20 protein-coding genes are annotated in these 22060 nt (G+C 65.8%); 18 read left to right on the plus strand and 2 right to left on the minus strand.

Going from position 1 to position 22060, the window contains the following annotated elements:
* The first annotated feature begins 297 nt into the window (after nucleotides 1-297).
* The 5 genes from LWW96_RS02810 to LWW96_RS02830 all read left to right on the plus strand — a co-directional run bounded on the left by LWW96_RS02810 (nucleotide 298) and on the right by LWW96_RS02830 (nucleotide 6146).
* Nucleotides 298-966, plus strand: a complete 669-nt coding sequence (locus LWW96_RS02810; RefSeq protein WP_291484146.1) for a GntR family transcriptional regulator — start codon at nucleotides 298-300, stop codon at nucleotides 964-966.
* Nucleotides 966-2453: a malonyl-CoA decarboxylase gene (locus LWW96_RS02815; protein WP_291484193.1), complete on the plus strand. Its 1488-nt coding sequence runs from the start codon at nucleotides 966-968 to the stop codon at nucleotides 2451-2453. The genes LWW96_RS02810 and LWW96_RS02815 overlap by 1 nt, the downstream gene beginning before the upstream one ends.
* Nucleotides 2454-2574: 121 nt before the next feature.
* Nucleotides 2575-3576, plus strand: a complete 1002-nt coding sequence (locus LWW96_RS02820; RefSeq protein WP_291484147.1) for a tripartite tricarboxylate transporter substrate binding protein — start codon at nucleotides 2575-2577, stop codon at nucleotides 3574-3576.
* A gap of 125 nt (nucleotides 3577-3701) precedes the next feature.
* The gene (locus tag LWW96_RS02825) at nucleotides 3702-4511 is read left to right on the plus strand and encodes an enoyl-CoA hydratase/isomerase family protein (protein ID WP_291484148.1); all 810 of its coding nucleotides are present in this window, start codon (nucleotides 3702-3704) and stop codon (nucleotides 4509-4511) included.
* 60 nt (nucleotides 4512-4571) lie between these two features.
* Nucleotides 4572-6146 carry a malonyl-CoA synthase gene (locus LWW96_RS02830; protein ID WP_291484149.1) on the plus strand — a complete coding sequence of 525 codons (1575 nt, stop codon included), beginning with the start codon at nucleotides 4572-4574 and terminating at the stop codon, nucleotides 6144-6146.
* 133 nt (nucleotides 6147-6279) lie between these two features.
* Here the strand turns inward: LWW96_RS02830 and LWW96_RS02835 are convergent, their stop codons facing one another.
* Complete coding sequence (locus LWW96_RS02835) at nucleotides 6280-6723, minus strand: universal stress protein (RefSeq protein ID WP_291484150.1); 444 nt, start codon at nucleotides 6721-6723, stop codon at nucleotides 6280-6282.
* Between the two features lie 100 nt (nucleotides 6724-6823).
* Here LWW96_RS02835 and LWW96_RS02840 point away from each other — a divergent pair, with 100 nt between their 5' ends.
* From LWW96_RS02840 to LWW96_RS02880, 9 genes are all read left to right on the plus strand, one after another.
* On the plus strand, nucleotides 6824-9280 hold the full coding sequence (locus tag LWW96_RS02840) for a cation-translocating P-type ATPase (RefSeq protein ID WP_291484151.1): 2457 nt from the start codon (nucleotides 6824-6826) through the stop codon (nucleotides 9278-9280).
* On the plus strand, nucleotides 9280-9417 hold the full coding sequence (ccoS, locus tag LWW96_RS02845; RefSeq protein ID WP_291484152.1) for a cbb3-type cytochrome oxidase assembly protein CcoS: 138 nt from the start codon (nucleotides 9280-9282) through the stop codon (nucleotides 9415-9417). Before LWW96_RS02840 ends, ccoS begins: the two co-directional genes overlap by 1 nt.
* A 65-nt stretch (nucleotides 9418-9482) precedes the next feature.
* Nucleotides 9483-10922 carry a cytochrome-c oxidase, cbb3-type subunit I gene (ccoN, locus tag LWW96_RS02850; RefSeq protein WP_291484153.1) on the plus strand — a complete coding sequence of 480 codons (1440 nt, stop codon included), beginning with the start codon at nucleotides 9483-9485 and terminating at the stop codon, nucleotides 10920-10922.
* A gap of 19 nt (nucleotides 10923-10941) precedes the next feature.
* On the plus strand, nucleotides 10942-11574 hold the full coding sequence (gene ccoO / locus LWW96_RS02855; protein ID WP_291484154.1) for a cytochrome-c oxidase, cbb3-type subunit II: 633 nt from the start codon (nucleotides 10942-10944) through the stop codon (nucleotides 11572-11574).
* Nucleotides 11575-11586: 12 nt separating this feature from the next.
* A complete protein-coding gene (locus LWW96_RS02860; RefSeq protein ID WP_291484155.1) occupies nucleotides 11587-11724 on the plus strand; it encodes a cbb3-type cytochrome c oxidase subunit 3 in 138 nt (45 codons plus the stop codon).
* Between the two features lie 24 nt (nucleotides 11725-11748).
* A complete protein-coding gene (gene ccoP, locus LWW96_RS02865) occupies nucleotides 11749-12651 on the plus strand; it encodes a cytochrome-c oxidase, cbb3-type subunit III (protein ID WP_291484156.1) in 903 nt (300 codons plus the stop codon).
* 163 nt (nucleotides 12652-12814) lie between these two features.
* Nucleotides 12815-14260, plus strand: a complete 1446-nt coding sequence (ccoG, locus tag LWW96_RS02870) for a cytochrome c oxidase accessory protein CcoG (RefSeq protein WP_291484157.1) — start codon at nucleotides 12815-12817, stop codon at nucleotides 14258-14260.
* Between the two features lie 70 nt (nucleotides 14261-14330).
* Complete coding sequence (locus LWW96_RS02875; RefSeq protein ID WP_291484158.1) at nucleotides 14331-14612, plus strand: FixH family protein; 282 nt, start codon at nucleotides 14331-14333, stop codon at nucleotides 14610-14612.
* 53 nt (nucleotides 14613-14665) lie between these two features.
* Nucleotides 14666-14959 carry a hypothetical protein gene (locus tag LWW96_RS02880; protein ID WP_291484159.1) on the plus strand — a complete coding sequence of 98 codons (294 nt, stop codon included), beginning with the start codon at nucleotides 14666-14668 and terminating at the stop codon, nucleotides 14957-14959.
* A 97-nt stretch (nucleotides 14960-15056) separates the two neighbouring features.
* On the opposite strand, the gene fnr is transcribed toward LWW96_RS02880, so the two are convergent.
* Nucleotides 15057-15779 (minus strand): fumarate/nitrate reduction transcriptional regulator Fnr, encoded by a 723-nt coding sequence (gene fnr, locus LWW96_RS02885; protein WP_291484160.1) that lies wholly within the window; start codon nucleotides 15777-15779, stop codon nucleotides 15057-15059.
* A gap of 185 nt (nucleotides 15780-15964) precedes the next feature.
* Here fnr and hemN point away from each other — a divergent pair, with 185 nt between their 5' ends.
* The 4 genes from hemN to LWW96_RS02905 all read left to right on the plus strand — a co-directional run bounded on the left by hemN (nucleotide 15965) and on the right by LWW96_RS02905 (nucleotide 22043).
* The gene (gene hemN, locus LWW96_RS02890; protein ID WP_291484161.1) at nucleotides 15965-17347 is read left to right on the plus strand and encodes an oxygen-independent coproporphyrinogen III oxidase; all 1383 of its coding nucleotides are present in this window, start codon (nucleotides 15965-15967) and stop codon (nucleotides 17345-17347) included.
* A 5-nt stretch (nucleotides 17348-17352) separates the two neighbouring features.
* Nucleotides 17353-18081, plus strand: coding sequence for a sulfite exporter TauE/SafE family protein (locus tag LWW96_RS02895; protein WP_291484162.1), 729 nt, complete (start codon nucleotides 17353-17355; stop codon nucleotides 18079-18081).
* Between the two features lie 216 nt (nucleotides 18082-18297).
* Nucleotides 18298-19599, plus strand: coding sequence for an HD-GYP domain-containing protein (locus tag LWW96_RS02900; RefSeq protein ID WP_291484163.1), 1302 nt, complete (start codon nucleotides 18298-18300; stop codon nucleotides 19597-19599).
* The gene (locus LWW96_RS02905; protein ID WP_291484164.1) at nucleotides 19596-22043 is read left to right on the plus strand and encodes a bifunctional diguanylate cyclase/phosphodiesterase; all 2448 of its coding nucleotides are present in this window, start codon (nucleotides 19596-19598) and stop codon (nucleotides 22041-22043) included. Before LWW96_RS02900 ends, LWW96_RS02905 begins: the two co-directional genes overlap by 4 nt.
* Nucleotides 22044-22060 lie beyond the last annotated feature (17 nt).

Below are 22060 nucleotides of genomic sequence, written 5' to 3' on the forward strand. Positions count from 1 at the left end.
GTTGCGCATTTGCCCCTGAGTTTCTTGCGGGATGGCTCGGCGCTGGCCTTTTGCGGTGACGCTGCCCATAATTACAGAAAATTATGCAAATTCACGCACTCACCCCCCGAAAAGGCAGCAGGTTGCGCGCTGTTAGCCCCAGTTCGCTCGCGCGGCTGGGCGTATGTGGCAATGTCGACCGCTGTGGCACCGCGCCGGCTGGGCAGGCACCCCGTGCCGGGGGCCTACGCCCGCGCCAGCGGTTGTGCCGGGCGGGTGGCCTCGACATGCGGGTCCCCTTCATGGCCCCTGTTGCCTATGCGCCCGGTTCCTAACTCCTTGCATGACGAAGCTGCCGCGCGGCTGCGTGAGCAGATCTTCGCGGGGGCGCTGCCGCCGGGCAGCTTCCTGGACGAGGGCGCGCTGTGCGAACGGCTGTCGATCTCGCGCACCCCCCTGCGGGAGGCGCTGAAGGTGCTGGTGGCCGAAGGCCTGTTGCGCCACGAGCCGCGCCGCGGCTGCTTTGTGGCCGAGGTGACCGAGCGAGACCTGGACGAGATCTTTCCGGTGATTGCGTTGCTGGAAGGCCGCGCCGCCCACGAAGCCACGCGCAACGCCAGCGCGGCGGACGTGGCGGCGCTCTCGGTGCTGCACCAGCGCCTGCAGGAATGCGCCCAGCAAGGCCGCATCACCGACTACTACGAGGCCAACTACGCCATCCACGAGGCGCTTATCACCCTGGCTGACAACCGCTGGCTGGCGCAGGTGATCGGCGATCTGCGCAAGATCCTGCGGCTCGCGCGGGCGCAGACCCTGCACGCGCCGGGCCGCCTGCAGCAAAGCCTGGCGGAGCACTTGGCCGTGTTTGCGGCCCTGAAGGCGCGCGATTGCGACGCCGCCGAAGAGGCCATGCGCAACCACCTCTTGCGCCAGCGCGACGCGCTGCGCGACATCGCCCGCAACCAGCAATCGAGGCTCACACCATGATGAACAGCACCCCCGAGTGGATCGCCCGCAGCGTGTCCCGCCTGCGCACCGCCGCACCCGCCGTGGACAGCAAGGCCGCGGACAAGCCGGCCCGCGCCGTGCTCGACAAGACCGTCACCGACGTGGTGCCCAAGACGCCCCAGCCGCGCGGCACCCATGAGCGCCTGCAGGCCACGCTGCGCCGGGGGCAGGAGGCGTTGTCCCCCCGCGCGCTGCGCCGCTTGCTGGCCGACCTGCAGGAGGTGGTGGCACCGCAGGTCAGCGAGATCGAAGGCGGCCGCCGCGCGCAGGCGGTGGCCGAGTGGTATGCCAAGGCCGAGCCCGAGGAGCGGCGCGACATGTGGCTGCTGATGTGCGAGCAGTTCGCGCCCGACGCCTCGCGCTTCAAGTCGGCCCGCGCGCGCTACGAGGCCGCCGCCGGCACCGAGGAAGAGGGCCAGGCCGAGATCAGCCTGCGCCGGGCGCTGGTGTCGCCGCGCACCCGGCTGCTGCAGCGCTTTGCCGTGTTCCCGCAGGGCATGCGCTTCCTGGTGGACCTGCGCGCCGAGCTGCTGCCGCAGCTCAAGGGCGACAAGCGCCTGCTGCCGCTGGACGCCGAGCTGGAGCACCTGTTCTCGACCTGGTTCGACGTGGCGTTCCTGGAACTGCGCCGCCTGTCCTGGGACTCGCCCGCTTCCCTGCTGGAAAAGCTCATCAAGTACGAGGCGGTGCACGACATCCGCAGTTGGGCCGACTTGAAGAACCGCCTGGATAGCGATCGCCGCTGCTACGGCTTCTTCCACCCCCGGCTGCCGGGCGAGCCACTGATCTTCGTGGAGGTGGCGCTGCTGGACAAGATGTCGTCCAGCATCACGCCGCTGCTGGACGAATCCGCTGCGCCGGTGGACATCTCGCGGGCCACCACGGCCATCTTTTATTCCATCAGCAACACGCAGACCGGTCTGCGCGGCGTGAGCTTTGGCGATTCGCTCATCAAGCACGTGGTGGAGACGCTCACGGCCGAGTTCCCGCGCCTGCGCACGTTTGCCACGCTCTCGCCCATCCCCGGGTTCCGGTCCTGGCTGGGCAAGCATGCGGGCGCCATGCTGGAGCGGCTGGACGACAAGCGCCGCGCCGAGCTGGGCCGGGCCGTGGGCTTTGAGCCGCCCCAGGCCACCCACCTGCTGGCCGCGCTCGACAAGGCCGCGGAACTCGATGCCCGCTCGCCGGTGCGGCAGATGCTGCTGGAGTGCGCGGCCTCTTATTTGGGCCGCGAGCTGCCCGATGGCAAGCCTGCCGACCCCGTGGCCCGTTTCCACCTGGGCAACGGCGCCCGCGTGGAGCGGCTGAACTGGGGCGGCGATCCGTCCGCCAAGGGCCTGAAACAATCGTATGGCCTCATGGTGAACTACCTGTACGACCTCAAGCGCCTGGACAAGCACCGCAGCCTGCTCGCGCAGGGCAAGGTGCCCATGTCGGGCGAGATCGAGAGCCTGTGCCGGGGGTGATGCGCCCGCCTAGTTGTTTGCACGGCAGGGCAGCGACAATGCCGGCGGGCACCCGGTTGCTGGGCCCGGGCGTGCCCGCCCACTGATTTCCTTTTTTTACAACGACGACAGGAGACAAGGAATGAAAGAACACCACACGCAGATTCGTCGCCGCACGGTGCTGCTGGGCGCTGCGGGCGCCGGACTCGGATGGTCTGCAGGCCCGGCAAGGGCGCAGGCTTCTGCCTGGCCCACCAAGCCGGTCTACCTGGTGGTGCCGTTTCCGGCCGGGGGCGGAACAGACGCCTTTGCGCGCCCCCTGGCGGCACAGTTCTCCAAGGCCACCGGCAAGACGCTGGTGATCGACAACCGCGGCGGCGCCGGCGGCACGGTGGGGGCCAGCTTTGCCTCCAAGGCCGCGCCGGACGGCTACACCCTCTTCATGGGCGCCGTGCACCACGCCATTGCGCCGTCGATGTACCCCAAGCTGGACTACGACATCGAGCGGGACTTTGTGCCCCTGTACCTGCTGGCCAACGTGCCGCAGGTGGTGGTGGTCAACCCCAGAAACGTGCCGGCCAGCAACTTCCAGCAGTTCATGGATTTCGTGAAGCGCAACCCGGCCAAGCTCAACTACGGCTCGGCGGGCGCGGGCACCTCGCACCACCTGGCGGGCGAATTGTTCAAGCAGCAGACGGGCACCTTCATCACGCACATTCCGTACCGTGGGGCCGGTCCGGCGCTGCAAGACCTGATCGGCGGCCAGGTGGACATGATGTTCGACGGCCTGGGCTCGTCGGCCGCGCATATCAAGGCCGGGCGCGTGAAGGCGATGATGGTGTCCGGCAGCAAGCGCAACCCGGCCTTTCCGGACGTGCCGTGTGCGGCCGAAGTCGGGCTGCCCGATTACACCGTCACCACTTGGTATGGCCTGTGGGCGCCCAAGGGCACGCCGGCCGACGTGCAGGCACGGATCGTGGACGAGGTTCGCAAGCTGGGCACGGCCGAGGAGCTCAAGACCATCTGGGCCAGCAACGGGGCCGATTTCGGCGGCATGACCCAGCAGCAATTTGCGGCCATGGTCAGCAGCGAGGTCAAGCGCTGGGCGGCGGTGGTGAAGGCGTCTGGCGCCAAATTGGACTAATCCCCTGAAGGGGGACGCGCCCCCGTGGACCGGCCAAGCCAGTTCCACGGTGGCGCTGGTGATGGCGCTGCGCGGGTTTCGAGGGCTGCAAGTGTTGAGCAGTGCAGGACGGGATGGATACCAAGATGTCTGGTGAAGTGTTGATGAATGCGGGTGAGGGCGGCGTGGTGCATGTCACCCTGCGCCACACGGGGCGGCTGAACGCCATGTCGCGGCCCATGTGGCGGCAGTTGCGGGCGGTGTTTGAAGCAGTGCAGCGCCGCAGCGAGGCGCGCTGCGTGGTCATCGCAGGCGAGGGCGGTGCGTTCTGCGCCGGGGGCGATATCTCGGAATACCCCGGCTTCCGCTTCGACGTGGAGGGCCTGCGCGACTTCCACGAGAACGATGTGTGGGGCGGGCTGAACGCCATGCTCCAGTGCGACGTGCCCATCGTGGCCCAGATCAGCGGCGCCTGCATGGGCGCGGGGGTGGAGATTGCCAGCTGCTGCGACATCCGCATTGCAGGGCAGGGAGCGCGCTTTGGCGCACCCATTGCCAAACTGGGCTTTCCCATGGCCCCGCGCGAAGCGCAGCTGGTGGCCGGCGCGGTCGGCGAGGTCATCGCCCGCCAGATGCTGCTGGAGGCGGCCACCTTCAACGCCCCCGACATGCTGGCCCGCGGCTTTCTGAGCCGGGTCGTGCCCGACGACCAGGTGGCCGCCGAGGCGCAAGGCTGTGCTGCCCGCATTGCGGCACTGGCGCCCCAGGCCGCCCGCATGAACAAGCAGACGCTTCGTGCATTGAAAGTGCCTCCAGCGCTTGCTGGACAAGCGCAGACAGCTATTAAAAACATAGCAAACAATGCGCTGGCCGCCGACCCCTACGCCTATGCGCCCAGCGCCGAGCACCGCGAGGGCATCAACGCCTTCCTGCAAAAGCGCTCGCCCGTGTTCTGAACGGCCGGCGCGGCCGTCCCCTGATCGTTTTCCTTGTTGAACCCACTGCCCCCTCAAGCCATGAGCCAGCAAAACCTCTTCAGCGCCTTGCGCGCAGCCTTTCCTGCGGACCTGGACAGCACCGCCGTGGAGACCACGGCCGCCGACGGCACGCCGCTGTACTACACCTGGCGCGACCTGGACCACGCCAGCGCCCGCATTGCCAACCTGCTCGCATCGCTGAAGTTGCCCGAAGGCAGCCGCGTGGCCGTGCAGGTAGAAAAGTCGGTGGAGGCGATGGCGCTGTACCTGGCCACGCTGCGCGCGGGCTACGTCTTCTTACCGCTCAACACCGCCTACCAGAGCGCCGAAATCGAATACTTCATCGGCAACGCCGAGCCCGCCGTGGTGGTGTGCAGCCCCGGCAACTTTGGCTGGGTGTCCAAGCTGGCCTTCACCCTGGGCACCCAGCACGTGTTCACGCTGGGCGATGACCGCACCGGCAGCCTGCTGGAGCGCGCCGCCCACCACAGCGATGAGCACCAGGCCGTGCCCCGCAGCGCCGACGACTTGGCCGCCATCCTCTACACCAGCGGCACCACCGGCCGCAGCAAGGGCGCCATGCTCACGCACGGCAACATGCTCAGCAACGCCGTCATGCTCAAGGAGTACTGGGGCTGGACGGCTACCGGAGGGCCTGACGGACGGGGCGACGTGTTGATTCACGCCTTGCCCATCTTCCACGTGCACGGCCTGTTCGTCGCCATCCACGGCGCGCTCATCAACGGCAGCAAGATGATCTGGCTAGCCAAGTTCGACCCCAAGGCCGTCATCGCCGCCATGCCCCGCGCAACCGTGTTCATGGGCGTGCCCACGCTGTACGTGCGCATGCTGGCCGAGGCAGGTTTGAACAAACAGGCCGTGAAGAACATGCGCCTCTTCATCGCAGGCTCGGCGCCGCTGCTCATCGAAACCTTCAAGGAGTGGCAGCAGCGCACCGGCCACACCATCCTGGAGCGCTACGGCATGAGCGAAACCATCATGCTCACCAGCAACCCCTACAGCGCCGACCAGCGCTACAACGGGCAGGACGAACGCCGTGGCGGCACCGTGGGCTTCCCCCTGCCGGGCGTGAGCCTGCGCGTGCAGGGCGACGACGGCAAAGACCTGCCCGTGGGCGAGATCGGCGGCATCCAGGTCAAGGGCCCCAACGTCTTCAAGGGCTACTGGCGCATGCCCGAGAAGACGGCCGAAGAGTTCACGAAGGACGGCTACTTCAAGACCGGCGACGTGGGCAAGGTGGACGAGCGCGGCTACGTCCACATCGTGGGCCGCAGCAAAGACCTCATCATCAGCGGCGGCTACAACGTCTACCCCGCAGAGATCGAGGGCTACATCAACGACATGCCCGGCGTGGCCGAAAGCGCCCTGGTCGGCGTGCCCCACCCCGACTTTGGCGAAGTGGGCGTGGCCGTGGTGATTGCCAAGCCCGGTGCCCAGCTGGATGCCGATGCCATCGTGGCCCAGCTCAAGTCGCAGTTGGCCAACTTCAAGATTCCGAAGAAGTGCTTTGTGGTGGCGGAGTTGCCGCGTAATACGATGGGGAAGGTGCAGAAGAATCTGCTGCGGGATCAGTACAAGGGGTTGTTCGCCTAGTCGCCGCGGCCGGCTGCTGGCCAGCAAAAAAGCCGGGGAGGCGGATGCTTCCTCGGCTTTTTGCTTTGTTTTTGATAGCTGCTAGCGCTTGCTGGATAAGCGCTAGAGCCTGTTTTGATGCTGATTTCGGTGCTTAACGCAGCACCAGCACCGGGATGTGCGAGTGCGTCAGCACATGCTGCGTTTCGCTGCCCAGCAGCAGGCGCTTGAGGCCCTTGCGGCCGTGCGATGCCATCACGATCAGGTCGCACTTGTGCTTCTTGGCGGCGGAGATGATGGCTTCGGCCACCAGGTCCGATTTGGCAATGATGGGCTTGACGGAGACTCCTTGGGAGTCGCCCTGGGCCTTGACGCCATCCACCATCGCTTGTGCGGCGCTGCCCCACTGGGCTTCGATGCGCTTGACATCGCTGGCGTCCACCGGCATGCCGCCTTCGAAGTAGCTGCGGGGATAGCGCGGCACCACCTTCAGGGCGACCACGCTGGCGCCGGTGAGGGCCGCGATGGACAGGCCGTGCTCCACCGCCTTGTCCGACAGAGGGGAGCCGTCTGTTGCAATCAGGATGCGTTTGTACATAAAAGGTCCTCCAAGTGATGCAACAAGCTTAGGATGAATCATGTCCGCGGACTTGATGCAGGTCAATGTGCATGTCATGTCGCAAAGATAGGCTTGAACCATGTCAATGTTTCGACCCGATCAGCCGGTAGCGCCTTCGGCGCCTGCCGCGGGGGCGGCTGCCCTGGTGGCGCCGGCCGCGCAGGCTGCGTTGCTGGATGATCCGCAGGAATGGTCGGCCTTCGGCCGGCCTCGCGATGCGTCGGGTACGGCTCCCGCAGACCCTGCTGCCTGCACGTGGGATTCGCAGGTGGTGCTGGAGGGCATGCACTGCGCGGCGTGTGCGCTGACGATCGAAGACGCGCTGCGCAGCGTGCCCGGCGTGCGGCAGGCCGATGTGAGCGCGGCCACCCGCCGCGCCCGCGTGGTGTGGGATCCCGCCCAGGTGCGCCCGTCGCAATGGATCGAGGCCGTGCAGAAGGCCGGCTACCGTGCGATGCCCGCCATGGACGCCTTTGCCCGCGAGCAGCGCCAGAAGGAAAGCCGCCGCGCCCTGTGGCGTTGGCTGGTGGCAGGCTTCTGCATGATGCAGGTGATGATGTACGCATGGCCTGCCTACGTGGCGCAGCCCGGCGACCTGACGCCCGAGATGGAGCGGCTGTTGCGCTGGGCATCGTGGGTCATCACGCTGCCGATGGTGGTGTTTTCCTGCGGGCCATTCTTTGCCAGCGCGCTGCGGGACGTCCGCCAGCGCCGGGTCAGCATGGATCTGCCGGTGGCGCTGGGCATGGCCATCACTTTCGTGGTGAGCACGGCTGGCACCTTCGATCCCACGGGCATCTTCGGGCGCGAGGTCTACTACGACTCGCTCACCATGTTCGTGTTCTTCCTTCTGACGGGCCGCTGGCTGGAGCTGCGTTTGCGTGACCGCACGGCTGGGGCGCTGGAGGCCATGATGAACCGCCTGCCCGACAGCGTGGAGCGGCGCACGGCCATGGGGGACTACGAACGCGTGGCCACGCGGCGCCTGGCGGTGGGGGACACCATCCGCGTGCTGCCGGGCGAGGCGTTTCCTGCCGACGGCCGCATCCTGCGCGGCAATACCCACGCCGACGAATCGCTGCTCACCGGCGAATCCACGCCAGTGGCGCGTGGCGAAGGTAGCGCGGTCACGGCGGGCAGCTACAACCTGCAGGCGCCGGTGGAGGTGCGGGTCGAGGGGCTTGGTGCGCAGACACGCTTTGCGCACATCGTGGCGCTCATGGAGAGTGCGTCCCTGCAAAAGCCCCGCCTGGCCCAACTGGCCGACCGCATTGCCCGCCCGTTCCTGGTGGCGGTGCTGGTGGCGGCGGTGCTCGCCGCGGTGTACTGGTGGCCCTCCGATCCGGGGCATGCGCTGATGGTCGCCGTGGCGGTGCTGATCGTGACCTGCCCTTGCGCGCTGTCGCTGGCAACGCCCGTGGCCATGCTCACGGCCGCCGGCACCCTGGCGCGGCACGGTGTGCTGGTGCGCAATCTGCAGGGCCTGGAGGCCCTTGCGCAGGTGGATACCGTGGTGTTCGACAAGACCGGCACGCTCACGCGGGACGGCATGGCGTTGCGGGCGGTTCACCCCGCTGGCGGCTGGGACGGTGCGCAGGCGCTGGCACTGGCCGCCGTGCTGGCCGGCCATTCCATGCACCCCGCCTCGCGCGCTGTAGCCGCCAGCGCCGCGGCGGATGCTGGCCACGCCGCGCATGCCGCGCGCTGGCTTGTGGCCGACCTGCGCGAAGAAGCCGGGTTCGGCCTGGTAGCCACGGTACAAGACCGCCAGGCCGCCGGCGCGCTGCCGAGGCAGTTCCGCCTGGGATCCGCGGCGCATGCCGGCGTGCCAGTCCACGGCGCGGGCCTGGGCCTGCAGGTCGTGCTGTCGGAGCAGGGGGCGGACAGTGCGGTGTCCGAGGTCGCCCGCTTCGATCTGGTGGAAGACCTGCGCGCGGAGGCGCCCGGGGTGGTGGCCTCGTTGCAGCAGGCCGGCATGGCGGTGCAGCTGCTTTCGGGGGACCGGCAGCAAGCCGTGCAGCGCGTGGCCGCCCAGGCGGGCATCGGTGTTGCGGCGGGCGAATGCACCCCGCAGGACAAGCTGGCCGCGTTGCGGGCGCTGCAAGCGCAAGGGCACTGCGTTGCCATGGTGGGCGACGGCCTCAATGACGGCCCGGTGCTCGCGGGCGCCCATGTGTCGTTTGCGTTCGGGCGGGCCGTTCCCCTAGCGCAATCGCGGGCGGATTTCGTGGTGCTGGCAGACAACCTGGCCTTGGTGCCCCAGACCGCCTTACTGGCGCGCCGCACCTTGCGCGTGGTGCGCCAGAACCTGTGGTGGGCGGCGGGTTACAACGCCCTGTGTGTTCCCTTGGCGGTGGCGGGCTGGATGCCCGCCTGGCTGGCCGGGCTGGGCATGGCGCTGAGTTCCCTGCTGGTGGTGCTCAACGCGGCACGGTTGGCCCGCGGCCTGCCGGCCGTCCCGCAGGGAGGGCCGGCTGAGCCCGCCCCCGGCATCCAGGCCATGACCATTTCAAAGACTACTCTGGAGACCGCCTGATGGACATTCTTTATCTGCTGATTCCGCTGTCGGTGGTGCTGGTGCTGATGATCTTGGCCGGGCTGTGGTGGGCGATCTACCACGGCCAGTTTGAGAGCGTGGAGCAAGAGGGGGAGCGGATTCTCCGAGACGGTTGACATGTGTCAATGCCCCAAAACGCTGACTAAAACAAACTCTTACTGCATTAAAAAAGAGGTGCCCGATGGATTCTTCAAAAACTAATGCTGCACACTACAACGACACCGTAGTGCGGCAGTTTTCTATCCTGGCCGTGGTCGTGGGGGTGGTCGGCATGCTGGTGGGCGTCATCGTCGCCGCCCAGCTCGCCTGGCCGGAACTCAACTTTGGCATTCCCTGGCTGAGCTACGGCCGCTTGCGACCCTTGCACACCAACGCGGTGATCTTTGGGTTTGGCGGCAGCGCGCTGTTCGCCACCAGCTACTACGTGGTGCAGCGCACCTGCCAGGTCCGCCTGTTCGGCGGACCCTTGGCCTCGTTCACCTTCTGGGGTTGGCTGCTGGTGATCGCCGCGGCCGTGGTGAGCCTGCCGCTGGGTTATACCCAGGGCAAGGAATACGCCGAACTGGAGTGGCCCATCGACATCCTGATCACCCTGGTGTGGGTGGCCTATGCGGTCGTGTTCTTCGGAACCATCGGCGTGCGCAAGGTCAAGCACATCTACGTGGCGAACTGGTTCTTCGGCGCCTTCATCCTGGCCGTGGCCCTGCTGCACGTGGTCAATAGCGCTGCGATTCCGGCCGGTTTCATGAAGAGCTACTCGGCCTACGCGGGTGTGCAGGATGCCATGGTGCAGTGGTGGTACGGCCACAATGCCGTGGGCTTTTTCCTGACCGCCGGCTTCCTGGGCATGATGTACTACTTCATCCCCAAGCAGGCAGGCCGTCCCGTGTACTCGTATCGCCTGTCGATCGTGCACTTCTGGGCCCTGATCTTCACCTACATGTGGGCAGGTCCTCACCATCTGCACTACACCGCGCTGCCTGACTGGACGCAATCGGTGGGCATGGTGTTCTCCCTGATCCTGCTGGCTCCCAGCTGGGGCGGCATGATCAACGGGATCATGACCCTGTCGGGCGCATGGCACAAGCTGCGTGACGACCCCATCCTGCGCTTCCTGATCGTGTCCCTGTCGTTCTACGGCATGTCCACGTTCGAGGGCCCGATGATGTCCATCAAGACCGTCAACGCCCTGAGCCACTACACCGACTGGACCATTGGCCACGTGCACTCCGGCGCCCTGGGCTGGGTGGGTCTGATCTCCATGGGTTCGCTGTACTACCTGGTTCCCCGCCTCTTCGGCCGCGACAAGATGCATTCCGTCAAGGCGGTTGAGCTGCACTTCTGGATGGCCACGATCGGCATCGTGCTGTACATCGCCGCCATGTGGATTGCCGGTGTGATGCAAGGCCTGATGTGGCGCGCCATCAACCCCGACGGCACGCTCACCTACACCTTCGTGGAAAGCGTGAAAGCGACCTATCCGTTCTACGTGATCCGCGTGGGCGGCGGTCTGCTGTACCTCGGCGGCATGATCGTCATGGCCTGGAACGTGTGGATGACTGCGATCTCGGGTCGCTCGGTCAAGGTGGCTATCCCCGCCGTGAACGCGGCCCACGCCTGAGCCCGAAGGAGATTTATTCATGTCTAACAACAACGCATCTGCTTCGACCGGCTTCTCCCACGAAAAGGTGGAGACCAACAACTTCCTGATGATCGTGCTGATCCTGCTGGTGATCGCCATTGGCGGCCTGGTCGAGATCGTGCCGCTGTTCTTCCAGAAGTCCACGACGGAGGCCGTCAAGGGGGTCGAGCCCTACACGGCCCTGCAACTGGCAGGCCGCGACATCTACACCCGCGAAGGCTGCTACAACTGCCACTCGCAGATGATCCGCCCCTTCCGCGCAGAAACGCTGCGGTACGGCCACTATTCGGTGGCGGGCGAATTCGTCTATGACCACCCCTTCCAGTGGGGCAGCAAGCGCACCGGTCCCGACCTGCAGCGCGTGGGCGGCAAGTACAGCGACGAATGGCATCGCATTCACCTGAACAACCCGCGTGACGTGGTGCCCGAGTCCAACATGCCTGCCTACCCCTGGCTGGAAAAGACCCCGGTGGACGCCAGCGTCATGCCAGCCCACATGAAGGCGCTGCGCACCGTGGGCGTGCCTTACACGGACGCGCAGATCACGGCGTCTGTCGACGAGGTCAAGGGCAAGACCGAACTGGAAGCCCTGGTGGCTTACCTGCAAGTGCTGGGCCGTGCGCTCAAGTAAAGGAGATTCGCCATGGATATCACCACCATGCGCATCGTCGCCACGCTGGCATCGATGGCCTGCTTCATCGGCATCTGGGTGTGGGCCTACCAGGGCCGCAACAAGACCCGCTTTGACGAAGCTGCCCAGTTGCCCTTCGAGCAAGATTGACCTTTACCAGAACGAGAACACCCCATGAGTGACTTCACCAGCAATTTCTGGTCGGTCTTTGTGACCACGCTGACCTTGGTCGGCATCATCGGCTGCGCGATCCTGCTGTGGATGGCAGGGCGCAAGAAGGTGATGGCCACGTCCGACAACACTACCGGCCACGTCTGGGACGAAGACCTGGTCGAGATGAACAACCCCCTGCCACGGTGGTGGGTGTGGCTGTTCGTCATCACCATCCTCTTCGGCCTGGGCTACCTGGCTGCCTACCCTGGCCTGGGCGCCTTCACCGGCAAGCTCAGCTGGACGCAAAAGGGCCAGTACGACGCCGAAATGGCCAAGGCCAAGACGGAACTGGAGCCCCTGTACGCCCGATTCGCTTCGATGAAGCCCGAAGACATGGCCAAGGACCCGCAAGCCAAGGCCATCGGCGAGCGCCTGTTCATGAACAACTGTGCGCAGTGCCATGGTTCGGATGCCCGCGGCAGCAAGGGGTTCCCCAACCTGACCGACAATGACTGGCTGCACGGCGGTACGCCCGAGAAGATCCGTGAAACGATCGAGAAGGGGCGTATCGGTGTCATGCCTCCCATGGTCGCAGCGGTCGGCTCTGCAGAAGATGTTCGCAACTTGGCGCAATACGTGCTGAGCCTGTCCGGCAGCCCGCACGACTCGGTGCGTGCATCGCTGGGCAAGCCCAAGTTCGCTGCTTGCGCCGCCTGCCACGGCATGGACGGCAAGGGGAATCAGGCACTGGGCGCGCCCAACCTGACCGACGACATCTGGCTGCATGGCTGGGGTGAAGCTGCCGTGGCCGCCATGGTCAACAACGGCAAGGTGAACCAGATGCCGGCACAGGCAGAAAAGCTGACAGAAGCGCAGATCAGCGTGCTGGCGGCTTACGTGTGGGGCTTGTCGAACGTCAAGTGACGACAATCCTCTGAACACCGAGGCGGCGCGCGGCGCCGCCTCGGTGTTTGGAACCCGCTCACAAAACCCGTCAGGAGCCCATCCTGGCCCCACCCGACGGGTTTTGTGAGCTGGCTCTGGACTAGGAGTCAGCATTGCTAGTCTTCAAGGGATTAAGAAAACCATGAACCCCCCCAGCGAGCCAGCGCGCAAGGTCATTCCGATAGCTCCGGCGGCCCCTGACGCGTCAGCCAACACCGAGATCGTCTCCTTGTACGAGGCGCAAAAAAAGGTGTACCCCCGGTCCATCAGCGGAGTGTTTGCGCGGTGGCGCTGGGCCATGGTGTTCTTGACGCAGTTGGTCTTCTACGGCCTGCCCTGGTTTGAGTGGGGGCAGCGCCAGATGGTCTTGTTCGACCTGGGCGCGCGGCGGTTCTACATCTTCGGGCTGGTGCTGTACCCGCAGGACTTCATCTACCTTACGGGCCTGCTGATCATTTCCGCACTCTCGCTGTTCCTGTTCACGGCCGTGGCGGGGCGCCTGTGGTGCGGCTTTGCCTGCCCGCAAACGGTCTACACCGAGATCTTCATGTGGATCGAGCACAAGATCGAAGGAGATCGCAGTGCCCGGATGCGGCTGGACAACGGTCCCTGGACGTTTGAGAAGATCCGCAAGAAATTCCTCAAGCAGTTGGTCTGGATTGTGGTGGCTGCCTGGACGGGGTTCACCTTCGTGGGCTATTTCGTCCCCATCCGCCAGCTGGGCGCAGAGCTGCTGGCATTGCAGGGCAGCTGGCAGATCTTCTGGGTGCTGTTCTACGGTTTCGCCACCTATGGCAACGCCGGCTACATGCGCGAGCAGGTTTGCAAGTACATGTGCCCCTATGCCCGGTTCCAGAGCGCCATGTTCGACAAGGACACGCTGATCGTCAGCTATGACGTCCAGCGCGGCGAGCCCCGCGGCCCGCGCAACAAAACGGTGGATTACAAGGCCAAGGGGCTTGGCGATTGCATCGACTGCACCCTGTGCGTGCAGGTCTGCCCCGTGGGCATCGATATTCGCAAAGGGCTGCAATACGAGTGCATTGGTTGCGGACTGTGCGTGGACGCCTGCAACACCGTGATGGACAAGATGCACTATCCCAAGGGGCTGATCCGCTTCTCGACGCAGAACGGCGTCGCCAGCCGCTGGAGCCAGTCGCAGATCCTTCGGCGCGTGCTGCGACCGCGTGTGCTGATCTATAGCGCGGTGCTCGCGACCCTGTGCATCGGGATGTTGGTGAGCCTGGTCAACCGCACGCCGCTGAAGGTGGACGTGGTGCGAGACCGAGCCGCGCTGTCCCGCATTGTGGCGGGGGGCAAGCTGGAGAACATCTACCGTCTGCAGATCATGAACGCCACCGAAGGTCCGCAGCGGTACCGCATTGCGGCGCGGGGCATTGAAGGGCTGGAGGTCGCTTCCGAGCCGGAAGTCGAGATCGGGCCGGCCGAATCCCGCTGGGTGGCGGTGCGCTTGCAGGTGCCGTATGGCTCTGTGCCGCCCGGATCGCACGCCGTGCATTTCGACATCCAGGCCGTGGGTGCCGCGGACCATGTGTCGGAAAAGTCAGTCTTTCTGGTGCCGCGATAGTGTTGCATGCATACTGATGCAGGTGCCGGGTGCCTTGCACAGAACATCTCAATCTTGAAGGAGTAAGCCCATGTCTACCAGCAACGCGCTTGGCGCTGTTCCCCCTGCCGCAGCACCGTGGTGGAAGTTTGGCCATGTCTGGCTGGTCATTGCCGGCCCCGTCATCGTGATCATTGCCGGCTTCTTCACGCTGTGGCTTGCGCTGTCGCGTCCTGATCCGGTGGTGGCGGAAGACTATTACCGCCAAGGGGTGGAGATCAACAAGACGCTGGCCGAGCCGCAAAAAAGCCTGGCCCCCGCCATGAAGGCACGCAACCACGCAGCCACCCCTGCCCACGACCAGCCCCGCTGAATTACACTGGTCCGGCGACTGGCTGCTTGTGCGTTTTTGCAGGAGACAAACCAATGTGGACGCAACGCCTGATGTGGATTGCCTGGCCCGCCTTTCTGATGGCGGCTGTGATGGAAATGCTGGTTTTTGCGCTGGTGGATCCGCAGGACCTGCACTGGTTCGGACAGCCGCTGGCGCTCTCGCGTGAAGGGGTCTACACCCTCGCGTTTTTTGCGTTCTGGGGGATTGCCATGGTGTCCAGCGCACTGACCACCCTGCTGGCAATGTCGCCTTTCGAACTCAATCGCTGCCCGGTGCCCGAGGGCGACCGGCCGGACGATTGCCGCAAGACGCCCTCCTGCCCCTGAGCGCGCGGGTGAGGCCGTCGCCCCGCAGTCATCAAGAAAGAGGGCGGGGCGTTGTCGGGACGCCTGGGGCTGCTGCGGCCCCAGCGCCGACGGCGCGTCAGTGGCAGGCTTGCTGGTTGTTCACGATGCGCTTGAGCGCATCGGTGTTGAGGATGCGCACATGGCGCTGCTTGACCTCGACAGTCCCTTCTTCCACGAACTTGGAGAACGTGCGGCTCACCGTTTCCAGCTTGAGGCCCAGGTAGCTGCCGATCTCTTCCCGCGTCATGCGCAGCACCAGCTCGGACTGGGAGAAGCCCCGGGCGTGCAGCCGCTGCACGAGGTTCAGCAGAAATGCCGCCAGGCGCTCTTCAGCGCGCATGCTGCCCAGAAGCAGCATCACGCCATGCTCGCGCACGATCTCGCGGCTCATGATCTTGTGCACGTGGTGCTGCAGGGCCGTCACCTCGCGGGAGAGCTCCTCGATGCGGTCAAACGGCATCACGCACACCTCGGCGTCTTCCAGCGCGACAGCGTCGCAGGTGTGGTGGTCGTTGACAATCCCATCCAGGCCGATGATCTCGCCCGCCATCTGAAAGCCGGTCACCTGGTCGCGGCCATCTTCCGTTGCCACGCACGTCTTGAAGAAGCCCGTACGGATCGCGTAGAGCGAGGTAAACGACTCGCCGTTGCGAAAGAGGGTGCCCCCGCGTTTCACCTTGCGCCGCACGGCCACCACTTCATCAATGCGCTGCAACTGATCCTCGCTCAAGCCGACCGGCATGCACAGCTCACGCAGGTTGCAGTTGGAGCAGGCGACTTTGATGGTGAGCGGGTTCATAGACACAGGTGCTGATAAGGGTTTCGAGCATATCGTCGCGCGGGCCGATGGGCGGTCCCCATGGGCCGGGTGGCGACTGACATGCATCAAATTGTCGCTGTTCGCGTTATGTCATTGCTTGATTCAGGTCAAGGACGCTGGGCGCAGCTTACGGCACAGTGAAAAGGTACGCAAGGAATTTGCCCATGACCGCTGTTTCGCCCGAGCTTCTGCGCCGTTTTGACGTGCCAGGGCCTCGCTATACCTCTTATCCAACGGCTGACCGCTTCGTGGAGGCTTTTGGACAGGACGACTACGCCCTCGCGCTGGAACAACGGCGCCTGGGCTCCATGACGAAAGCGCTGCCGCTGTCGCTGTATGTGCACATACCGTTTTGCGAGTCGCTATGCTACTACTGCGCTTGCAACAAAATCATCACCAAACACCATGACAGGGCCGAGGTCTATCTCCGGTACCTGAGCCGCGAAGTGGATCTGCACACGGCCCGCTGCGGTACTGGCCAGGTGGTGAGCCAGCTGCACCTGGGCGGCGGCACGCCCACCTTCCTGTCGGACGACGGCCTGCGTGAACTGATGGCGATGCTCAAGCGCAGTTTCTCACTGGCGCCCGGGGGCGAGTATTCGATCGAGGTCGATCCCCGCACCGTGGACGCGCAGCGGCTCGCCCTGCTGGCCGAGCTGGGTTTCAACCGGCTGAGTTTCGGGGTGCAGGATTTCGATCCCGAAGTGCAGAAGGCGGTGCACCGCATCCAGCCTGCCGAGCAGGTGTTCTCGCTGGTCGAGTCGGCGCGCTCGCTGGGGTTCGAGTCCGTCAACGTCGATCTGATCTATGGCTTGCCGCGCCAGACGCCCGAGTCATTTGACCGCACACTGGCCCAGGTCGCGCAGTTGCGTCCGGACCGGATTGCCCTGTATGCCTACGCGCATTTGCCGGAGCGCTTCAAGCCCCAACGGCGCATCATCTCTGCCGAGCTGCCCACCGCTGCGGGAAAGGTCTCCATGCTGTCCCGCTCGCTGGACGCGTTCATGGAGGCGGGCTACGTGTACGTGGGGATGGATCACTTTGCGCTGCCGGAGGATGCGTTGGCCGTTGCGAAGCGGCAGGGCCGCCTGCACCGCAACTTCCAGGGGTACAGCACCCAGCCCGACTGCGATCTGATCGGTTTGGGCGTGTCGGCCATCGGCCGGGTCGGCGCCACCTACAGCCAGAATGCGAAGACGCTCGACGAGTATTACGACCTGCTCAACCAGGGGCGTCTGCCCGTGGTGCGGGGACTGGCGCTCACCCGTGACGATCTGGTGCGTCGCGCGGTCATCATGGCATTGATGTGCCAGGGCGAATTGCTGTTCGAGCCGATGGAGCAGGCCTGGCTCATCGACATCCGGAGCTACTTTGGCCCCGAGTTGGCGCAGCTGGAAACCATGGCCGAGCAGGGGCTGGTGACCCTGCGCCCCGATGGGATCGAGGTGACGGCCATGGGCTGGTTCTTTGTGCGGGGGATCGCCATGGTGTTTGACCGCTATCTGCAGGCCGACCGCAACCGCGCCCGTTTTTCCCGCATCATCTGAACCCCATGAACGCGACGACTGCCACCACCGCCTTGCTGATGGGACTCGTGGGCGGGTCGCACTGCCTGGCCATGTGCTCCGCGCCCTGTGGTGCGCTGGTCGGGCAGGCTGGTGATGGCACGTCCGGTGGGACAGCGGGGGAGCACCCCATCCAGTGGGTGCCGCAGGGTGGCGTAATCCGCCGCGGCATCGCGTTTCACCTGGGACGCCTGGCGGGGTATGGCGCTGCCGGCGCGCTGGCGGCTCTGGCCATGGACAGCCTGGCCTGGCTCACGCAGCAGACGGTGGCGCTGCGCCCTGCGTGGACGCTGCTGCATGTGGCGGTCATGGCCTGGGGGCTGATGATGGTGATCCAGGCCCGCCAACCCCAGTGGGTGGAGGTGGCAGGGCGTTCAGTGTGGAGCCGGGTCCGGCCCTGGGTGCGCGCACCCGGCGGTGTGCTCGCAGCGGGGTTCCTGTGGGCCCTGATGCCCTGCGGGTTGCTGTATTCGGCGCTGCTTGTGGCTGCCTTGAGTGGTGGCGCCCTGGACGGGGCGCTGACCATGGCGCTGTTTGGCGTCGGTAGCGGCGTCTGGCTCGTGGGCGGCCCATGGATCTGGGGAAAGCTGAAGGCCCGCCTCAACGCTTCGCGCGCCGATTGGGGGACCCGCGTCGCGGGCGCCTTGCTCTGCGCTGTGGCGGGCTGGGCGCTGTGGATGGACTTGATCTACAAGCCATCCCTTTGGTGCCGGTAGTCAGGTTGCTGCAAGGCCCTCGCGGCCGCGGTGGAACCCCGCATTTCCTCGAATACCCCTCGTCCCCCGCGCTGCGGGGCGCCCTGCACGGCGCTGGCAGGCCCTGTTGCCGGGTTGCCTCAGGTGCCGCAAGTTGCTCTGGCGCCTTCCTTGAAGTGGCGATAATGTGTGTAACCATTGGTGGCAGAAGCGTCGCCATGTTTCACACGCACGGACGTGAACTCCTCCATCCTCATTGATATCAGCCAACTGCGGGTCGGCATGTACATCCAGCTCGATGTGGGCTGGATGCACCATCCGTTTCCTGTCAGCAGTTTCCGCATCGCGTCGGCAGAGCAGATTGCCACGCTGCGCGGCCTCGGACTGGCGGAGGTGCGGTATTTCCCCAAGAAGAGTGATCCGGGCCTGCAGGAAATCGTACCCGCCGCATGGAATGTGGCGGACATGGCGGAGCCGGCCCCGGCCGGGACCCATGAAGCGGGCGCGACCCAGGCAGCCGCTGATCCCGAAGCCCGGCGCAGGCGCGAATTGCTGGAGGCCCAGAACCGGGCGCTGGCCGCCTGCGATCAGCGGTTCGGGGCTGCGACGCGGCAGTACCACGCGCTGGAGCGCACCGTTGTCGAGCACCCCGACCAGGCGCGGGCGAGTGGCGACGCGCTGGTGGCTTCGTGCGTGGCCGAACTGCTCGAAAACGGGGACTCCGTCATCCGGCTGCTGTCCGAAGGGGTGGGCGAGCGCAGCGCCCTGCACCCCATCAACGTGCTGGTGATTTCGCTGCTCCTGGGGCGGGCGCTGGGCATGCAGAGCGCGGAACTGCAGGACCTTGGCGTTGCAGCGCTGCTGCACGACCTGGGCAAGCTGAAACTGCCGCCGAACCTGCGGCACCCCACCGTGTCCATGATCCCCATGGAGCGCACGCGCTACGAATCCCATGTGGCAGAGTCCGTGGCGCTGGGCACGCGCATGGGGTTGTCCGATCCGGTGCTCAAGGCCATTGCGCAGCACCACGAGATGGCCGACGGCAGCGGATTCCCGCAGCGCCTGCAGGGGCCAGCCCTGGCGCGCGCAAGCCAGGTGCTGGCGCTGGTCAACCACTACGACCGCATGTGCAACCCTGCCAACGGCGTGGATGCGCTCACGCCGCACGAAGCCCTGTCGGTCATTTTTGCGCAGCTCAAGCCGCGGTTCGACGCCGTGGTGCTGGGGGCCTTCATCCGCATGATGGGGGTGTACCCGCCGGGGTCTGTCGTCCAGCTGGTCAATGACCGGTACGCCATCGTGGCGTCGGTGAACTCGTCCCGTCCGCTGCGGCCCAAGGTCATCGTTCACGATTCGCGGGTTCCCAAGGAGGAGGCGCCGATCCTGGACCTGGAAACCGTGCCGGAGCTGGGTATTCGGCGCAGCCTGAAGCCGGCGCAGCTACCGCGCGATGCGCTGGACTACCTCTCTCCGCGGCGGCGCATCTGCTACTTTTTTGAGCGGGCAGTCCTCACCGGCTCGCCCGAGGGGCACCCGTGACGGTTTCGCAGGCCCCCGGTTGGCTGGATGGACTCCAGGAAGCCGTGTGGCTGGTGGATGAGAGCAGCCTGCACATCCTGTACGCCAATGCCGCGGCGCAGGCGCTGTCGGGCCTGCCCGCTGCTGCCATGGTGGGAGCGTCCGTGCTCAGCTTGGCAGCGACCCCGCAGGACCATGCGTTCTGGGCCGAGCCGGCCACGGTGATTGCGCAGGGCATTCATTCCCACACCTTGCTGTTGCGTGCCGATGGGTCGCTGCTGCCGGTGGACCGGCGGGTGGTGCGGGTGCCGGCGCACGCAGCGGCCAGCACCGTGTTCATGCTGACCATGCTGGACCGCAGCGTCCAGGAGGCGACCGAGCGCGAACTCGAAACCTTGTTGTCGGAGTTGCGCGGCACACTGGACTCCGCGGCCGACGGCATGCTGGTGTGCGGGCTGGATGGGAGCATCCGGGCGTTCAACCAGCGCCTTGCCCAGTTGTGGGGGCTCCCGCAGGAATTGCTGGTGCAACGGGACGATGCGGCCGTTTATGCGTACATGCGGGCGCAGGTGCAAGATGAGCGCGCCTACTCCGAGCGCCTGGCGTCCCTGGCCCGGGAACCCGCGCAAGAAAGCAACGATATCGTCGCCCTGCGCAACGGCGCCGTGCTGGAGCTGCGGACGGTGCCGCAGTTCAGCCGTGGAGAGCCTGCGGGGCGGGTGTTTTCGTTCCGCGACGTTACCCGCCAGGCCGAGATCCAGGCAAGCCTGCGCCTGGCCGCCCGCGTGTTTGAATCCAGCCTCGACGCGATTTTCATCGCCGACAGCCAGCACCGCATCCTGCGGATGAACCCCGGGTGCGAGCGGCTGGTCGGCCCCACGGCCAAGACTTTCGAGGGGCGCATGGCGGCATCGCTGTTCGGCGGCAATCTGGATGCAGCCTTCATGGAACAGGTCCTGCAAGGCTGGGCGCAGGAGGGATTCTGGGAGGGGGAGCTGTGGCTTCCCCGGGACAACGGCGCGTATTGCGCGGTTCAGCTGTCCTGGGTGGCGCTGCGTGATGACGAGGGCCGGCTGGTGCAGAGCATCGGCTTCATGCGTGACCTGACGCTGCAGCACGCAGCCCAGAAGCGCATCGAAGAGCTCGCCTACAGCGATGTGCTCACGGGCCTGCCCAACCGGCTGCTGCTGTCGCAGCGCGTGGACACTGCCATCCAGGGGGCGCGCCAAAGCGATACCGGCTTTGCCATCCTGTTCCTGGATCTCGACCGTTTCAAGATCATCAACGACTCCCTGGGCCATCCCTTTGGCGACCGCGTGCTGCAACTCGTGGCGGAGCGCCTGCAGGCGTGCCTGCGCCAGACCGACATGCTGTGCCGCCTCGGTGGCGATGAGTTCGTCATCTACCTGCACGGTGGCGGTGCCGAGGTCGCAGAAAGCGTGGCGCGGCGCATTCTTGACGACATGCTCAAGCCGTTCATGCTCGACGGCATGGGGTTTTCCATCCAGTGCAGCATTGGCATGTCCTTGTACCCGCAGGACGGCTCCACGCTGGACGAGCTCATCAAGCAGGCGGACACCGCCATGTACCGCGTCAAGGAGCGTGGGCGGGGCAGCTACGGCTTCTATCAGCCGCAGATGAACGCCAACCTCCTGTCGCGCATGCAGATGGAGCATGCCATGCGCCAGGCCTTGGGGCTGGGCCGCATGGCGGTTCATTACCAACCCCAGGTCAACATGGTCACGGGCCGCATCACCGGTGCCGAGGCCTTGATCCGCTGGACCGACCCGGAGTTTGGCGCCGTGTCGCCGGGGCAGTTCATTCCGCTGGCCGAGGAATCGGGCTACATCGTGACGCTCGGAGCCTGGGTGATGGAGCAGGCCGTGCGCGAGGCCGCCGTGTGGATGCACGGCGGCACGCCCATCGTGATCTCCGTCAACGTGTCGGCACTGGAGTTCCGCCAGCCCGATTTTGTGGACCGGATCACCCGCCTGCTTGCGGTGCACCAGCTTCCTCCCACGCTGCTGGAGCTGGAGCTGACGGAAACCCTGCTCCTGCAGGACGCCCAGGAGATGGAGCAGCGCCTGCGGGTGCTGGCGGGCCTGGGCATTGGCCTGGCCATCGATGACTTCGGGACGGGGTACTCCAGCCTGGCGTATCTGAAGAAGCTGCCGCTGCACAAGCTCAAGATCGACCAGTCCTTCGTGCGGGGGCTGCCCGACGACGAGGGGGACCGCGCCATCGTGAGCGCGATCATCAGCATGGGCCGCGCGCTGCACATCGAGGTGGTGGCGGAAGGGGTGGAGACACCCACCCAGCAAGCCGTGCTGCAGCAGATGCACTGCGACCACTACCAGGGGTTCCTGTGCGCGCCGGGCCTGCCGGCGGAGGCATTCCGCGCGCTGCTGGCGCAGCAGCCCCGCCCGGTAAAGGCCAAGGGGCGCCGCCGGCCCGTGCAGGGGTGATGCAATCGCCGCAGCAG

The organism is Acidovorax sp. (assembly GCF_021287135.1).
GTDB lineage: Bacteria > Pseudomonadota > Gammaproteobacteria > Burkholderiales > Burkholderiaceae_C > Acidovorax.

What these genes read in the sequence shown, in the direction of transcription:
- LWW96_RS02895 (WP_291484162.1), top strand. Translation starts at nt 17,353, where the DNA reads ATGAACGCGACGACTGCCACCACCGCCTTGCTGATGGGACTCGTGGGC.
- LWW96_RS02815 (WP_291484193.1), top strand. Translation starts at nt 966, where the DNA reads ATGAACAGCACCCCCGAGTGGATCGCCCGCAGCGTGTCCCGCCTGCGC.
- hemN (WP_291484161.1), top strand. Translation starts at nt 15,965, where the DNA reads ATGACCGCTGTTTCGCCCGAGCTTCTGCGCCGTTTTGACGTGCCAGGG.
- ccoS (WP_291484152.1), top strand. Translation starts at nt 9,280, where the DNA reads ATGGACATTCTTTATCTGCTGATTCCGCTGTCGGTGGTGCTGGTGCTG.
- LWW96_RS02860 (WP_291484155.1), top strand. Translation starts at nt 11,587, where the DNA reads ATGGATATCACCACCATGCGCATCGTCGCCACGCTGGCATCGATGGCC.
- LWW96_RS02830 (WP_291484149.1), top strand. Translation starts at nt 4,572, where the DNA reads ATGAGCCAGCAAAACCTCTTCAGCGCCTTGCGCGCAGCCTTTCCTGCG.
- LWW96_RS02835 (WP_291484150.1), bottom strand. Translation starts at nt 6,723, where the DNA reads ATGTACAAACGCATCCTGATTGCAACAGACGGCTCCCCTCTGTCGGAC.
- LWW96_RS02875 (WP_291484158.1), top strand. Translation starts at nt 14,331, where the DNA reads ATGTCTACCAGCAACGCGCTTGGCGCTGTTCCCCCTGCCGCAGCACCG.
- LWW96_RS02880 (WP_291484159.1), top strand. Translation starts at nt 14,666, where the DNA reads ATGTGGACGCAACGCCTGATGTGGATTGCCTGGCCCGCCTTTCTGATG.
- LWW96_RS02825 (WP_291484148.1), top strand. Translation starts at nt 3,702, where the DNA reads ATGTCTGGTGAAGTGTTGATGAATGCGGGTGAGGGCGGCGTGGTGCAT.
- LWW96_RS02840 (WP_291484151.1), top strand. Translation starts at nt 6,824, where the DNA reads ATGTCAATGTTTCGACCCGATCAGCCGGTAGCGCCTTCGGCGCCTGCC.
- fnr (WP_291484160.1), bottom strand. Translation starts at nt 15,779, where the DNA reads ATGAACCCGCTCACCATCAAAGTCGCCTGCTCCAACTGCAACCTGCGT.
- ccoG (WP_291484157.1), top strand. Translation starts at nt 12,815, where the DNA reads ATGAACCCCCCCAGCGAGCCAGCGCGCAAGGTCATTCCGATAGCTCCG.
- LWW96_RS02810 (WP_291484146.1), top strand. Translation starts at nt 298, where the DNA reads ATGCGCCCGGTTCCTAACTCCTTGCATGACGAAGCTGCCGCGCGGCTG.
- ccoN (WP_291484153.1), top strand. Translation starts at nt 9,483, where the DNA reads ATGGATTCTTCAAAAACTAATGCTGCACACTACAACGACACCGTAGTG.
- ccoP (WP_291484156.1), top strand. Translation starts at nt 11,749, where the DNA reads ATGAGTGACTTCACCAGCAATTTCTGGTCGGTCTTTGTGACCACGCTG.
- ccoO (WP_291484154.1), top strand. Translation starts at nt 10,942, where the DNA reads ATGTCTAACAACAACGCATCTGCTTCGACCGGCTTCTCCCACGAAAAG.
- LWW96_RS02820 (WP_291484147.1), top strand. Translation starts at nt 2,575, where the DNA reads ATGAAAGAACACCACACGCAGATTCGTCGCCGCACGGTGCTGCTGGGC.